The sequence below is a fragment of the Actinomycetota bacterium genome (assembly GCA_041658565.1).
GTDB lineage: Bacteria > Actinomycetota > AC-67 > AC-67 > AC-67 > JBAZZY01.
In genome coordinates this window covers 1-4,343 of record JBAZZY010000059.1, presented here as the reverse complement: position 1 = coordinate 4,343, position 4,343 = coordinate 1, and the positions used below count along the sequence as shown (strand labels likewise).

Here is a 4,343-nt window from a genome sequence, read left to right as displayed (position 1 = left end):
CGCCGTTCGCGGGCGACAACACGTTGTTCGTGGACATCATCAGGGTGCGCGCCTCGAGCTGCGCCTCGATGGACAGCGGGATGTGCACCGCCATCTGGTCGCCGTCGAAGTCGGCGTTATACGGCGCGCATACCAGCGGATGCAGCTGGATCGCCTTGCCCTCGACGAGTTGCGGCTCGAACGCCTGGATACCGAGACGGTGCAGCGTCGGCGCGCGGTTGAGCATTACCGGATGCTCGCGGATGACCTCTTCCAGAATGTCCCAGACCTCGGGACCGGCGGCCTCGACCATCTTCTTCGCGGCCTTGATGGTGGTGGCCAGGCCCTGGATCTCGAGCTTGTGGAAAATAAACGGCTTGAAGAGTTCGAGCGCCATTTTCTTCGGCAGACCGCACTGATGCAGCCGCAGCGTCGGCCCGACCACGATCACGGAACGGCCGGAGTAGTCGACGCGCTTGCCGAGCAGGTTTTGGCGGAAGCGGCCCTGCTTGCCCTTGATCATATCGGCCAGCGACTTGAGTTGGCGCTTGTTGGCACCGGTGATGGCGCGCCCGCGGCGGCCGTTGTCGAGCAGCGCGTCCACCGCCTCTTGCAGCATGCGCTTCTCGTTGCGCACGATGATGTCCGGCGCATTCAGGTCGAGCAGGCGCTTCAGGCGGTTATTGCGGTTGATGACGCGGCGGTAGAGATCGTTCAAATCCGAGGTCGCGAACCGGCCGCCGTCGAGCGGCACCAGCGGGCGCAACTCGGGCGGCAGCACCGGTAGAATCTCCAGTACCATCCACTCCGGCTTGTTACCGGAGTGCAGAAACGCCTCGAGCACCTTGAGGCGCTTGGTGAACTTCTTGATCTTGGTCTCGGAACTGGTCTCGGCGAGTTCGGCGCGCAGGCGCGTGGTCTCTTCCTCGAGGTTTATGCCTTTCAACAGTTTGCGGATCGCCTCCGCGCCCATGCGCGCGTCGAACTCGTCGCCGTGCTCCTCGATGGCGCTGAGGTACGCGTCCTCGGACAGCAGCTGGCCCTTTTCGAGCGGCGTCATACCCGGGTCCACGACCACGTAAGCCTCGAAATACAACACGCGCTCGATGTCGCGCAGCGTCATGTCCAGCACCAGGCCCATGCGCGAGGGTAGCGACTTCAGGAACCAGATGTGCGCGACCGGCGAGGCCAGGTCGATGTGGGCCATGCGCTCGCGCCGCACCTTGGACAGCGTCACCTCGACGCCGCACTTCTCGCAGATCACGCCGCGGTGCTTCAGGCGCTTGTACTTGCCGCACAGGCACTCGTAGTCCTTCACCGGACCGAAGATCTTGGCGCAGAACAGGCCGTCGCGTTCCGGTTTGAAGGTGCGATAGTTGATGGTCTCCGGCTTCTTCACTTCGCCGTACGACCACGAGCGGATTTTCTCCGGCGAGGCGAGGCCGATCTTGATGGAATCGAAGTCCTCGGACTTGCTGGACTGTTTGAAAAGATTGAACAGGTCTTTCAAGGTGTGTTCTCCTAGGCCTAAGCCAGATAAGCCGATTTACTGTGCCAGCTTGAGTTCGATGTCGATGCCGAGCGCGCGGATTTCCTTGACTAGCACGTTGAACGACTCGGGCATGCCGGCCTCCATGCGGTGGTCGCCCTTGACGATGTTCTCGAACATCTTGGTGCGACCGGCGACGTCGTCCGACTTCACCGTGAGCATCTCCTGCAGCGTGTACGACGCGCCATAGGCCTCGAGCGCCCACACTTCCATTTCACCAAAACGCTGGCCGCCGAACTGCGCCTTGCCACCGAGCGGCTGCTGCGTGACCAGCGAGTACGGGCCGGTGGAACGCGCGTGCATCTTGTCGTCCACCAGGTGGTTGAGCTTGAGGATGTACATGTAGCCGACCGTCACCGGACGCTCGAAGGCCTCGCCGGTGCGCCCGTCGAAGAGCGTCGTCTGGCCGCTCAGCGGCAGACCGGCGAGCGCGAGCATGTCCTTGATTTCGTCCTCGGAGGCGCCGTCGAACACCGGTGTTGCCACCGGCACACCCTTGCGCAGGTTGTGCGCCAGTTCGGCGACCTCGTCGTCGGTCAACGACTTGATGTCTTCCTTGCGCCCGCTGTTGCCGACGTGGTTGTAAATTTTGTCGATAAAGCGGCGCAGCTCTTCGGCCTTGCGGCTTTCATCGAGCATCTTGCCGATTTGCGCGCCGAGTTCGTGCGCCGCCCAGCCCAGATGCGTCTCCAGCACTTGGCCGACATTCATGCGCGAGGGCACGCCGAGCGGATTCAACACGATATCCACCGGGCTACCGTCAGCCATGTACGGCATGTCCTCGACCGGGACAATGCGCGAGATAACACCTTTATTACCGTGGCGACCGGCCATCTTGTCACCGGGTTGCAGCCGACGCTTCACCGCCAGGTACACCTTGACCATTTTCAGCACGCCCGGGGCAAGGTCGTCGCCCGAGGTGAGCTTGGCCTTCTTCTCGACAAAGCGCTGCTCGAACTGCTCCTTGAGCTGGGTAAGGTGGGCGCGGATCTGCTCCAGCGCCTGTGACGCCTCTTCGTTCTTGAGGCGGACGTCGAACCACTTTTGACGCGGCAGTTCCTCGAGGTAGGCCTTGGTAATGCGGTCGCCGTTTTTGAGGCCGGCGGGACCGCCGTCGGCGGTCTTGCCGACGATCTGGCGTTCGAGGCGCATGAAGGCGTCGTTCTCGACGATACGGTACTGGTCGTCGAGGTCCTTGCGGATGCTGGCGAGATCCTGCTCCTCGATGCTCTTGGCGCGCGAGTCCTTGTCCACGCCTTCGCGCGTGAACACGTGCACGTCGATGACCGTGCCAGCCATGCCCGAGGGCACGCGCAAGCCGGTGTCCTTCACGTCCGAGGCCTTCTCGCCGAAGATCGCACGCAGCAACTTCTCTTCCGGGGTCAGCTGGGTCTCGCCCTTGGGCGTGACCTTGCCGACCAGGATGTCGCCCGCGTCCACCTCGGCGCCGATGTAGACGATGCCGGCCTCGTCGAGCTTGGCCAGCGCCGCTTCACCGACATTGGGGATGTCGCGCGTGATTTCCTCGGAACCGAGCTTGGTGTCGCGCGCCACCGTCTGAAGTTCTTCGATATGAATGGTGGTGAAGTAATCCTGATCCACCACGCGCTCGGAAATGAGAATCGAGTCCTCGAAGTTGTAGCCGTTCCACGGCATGAACGCGACCAACACGTTACGCCCGAGCGCGAGCTCGCCCATGTCGGTGCTTTGGCCGTCGGCCAGCACGTCGCCCCTGGCCAGCACGTCGCCGACCTTCACCAGCGGCCGCTGGTTGATGTTGGTGTTCTGGTTCGAGCGCGTGTACTTGGTGAGGTTGTAGATGTCCACGCCGACCTCGCCCGGCTTGGTCTCGTCGTCGTGCACGCGCACCACGATGCGCGAGGCATCGACCGACTCGACCGCGCCGCCGCGGCGCGCCACCAGGGTGGCGCCGGAGTCGATGGCACAGGTACGCTCGATGCCGGTGCCGACCAGCGGCTTCTCGGTGATCAGCGTCGGTACCGCCTGGCGCTGCATGTTGGAGCCCATGAGCGCGCGGTTGGCGTCGTCGTGTTCGAGGAACGGAATCAGTGCCGCGGCCACCGACACAATCTGCGACGGCGCGACGTCGATATATTCCACCTTGTCCGGCGTCGACAGCATGAATTCGTTCTTGCAGCGGCACGAGACCAGTTCGTCGGTGAGGCTGCCGCGTGCGTCGAGCGTCGCGTTCGCCTGCGCGATCACGAACTTGCTCTCTTCGATGGCGGAAAGGTAATCCACCTGGTCGGCCACCTTGCCGTTGTTTACTTTGCGGTACGGCGTCTCGAGGAAGCCGTACTCGTTGGTGCGCGCATAGATCGCGAGCGAGTTGATAAGGCCGATGTTCGGGCCTTCCGGCGTTTCGATCGGGCACACGCGCCCATAATGCGTCGGGTGCACGTCGCGCACCTCGAAGCCGGCACGCTCGCGCGTGAGACCACCGGGGCCAAGGGCGGAAACACGGCGCTTGTGCGTCACCTCGGACAGCGGGTTGGTCTGGTCCATGAACTGCGACAACTGGCTCGAGCCGAAGAACTCCTTGATCACCGCCGACACCGGCTTGGCATTGATCAGTTCCTGCGGCATCAGGCCCTCGGATTCGGCCAGGCTCAGGCGCTCCTTCACCGCGCGCTCGACGCGCACCAGTCCGACGCGGAACTGGTTTTCCGCGAGCTCACCGACCGAGCGCACGCGGCGGTTGCCGAGGTGGTCGATGTCGTCCACCTCGCCCTTGCCGTTCTTGAGTTCGATGAGGATCTTCATCGCATCGACGATGTCCTCTTGCGTCAGGATA

The 4,343-nt window shown here is 63.2% G+C and carries 2 protein-coding genes; both read right to left on the bottom strand.

Translation table 11 applies throughout. The features are described from left to right. Positions 1 to 1,489 (bottom strand): DNA-directed RNA polymerase subunit beta' (locus tag WDA27_14755; GenBank protein ID MFA5892184.1); only part of this gene is annotated, 1,489 nt, incomplete at its 3' end. Between the two features lie 36 nt (positions 1,490 to 1,525). After that, a partial coding sequence (gene rpoB, locus WDA27_14750) for a DNA-directed RNA polymerase subunit beta (protein ID MFA5892183.1) occupies positions 1,526 to 4,343 on the bottom strand: 2,818 nt, incomplete at its 5' end.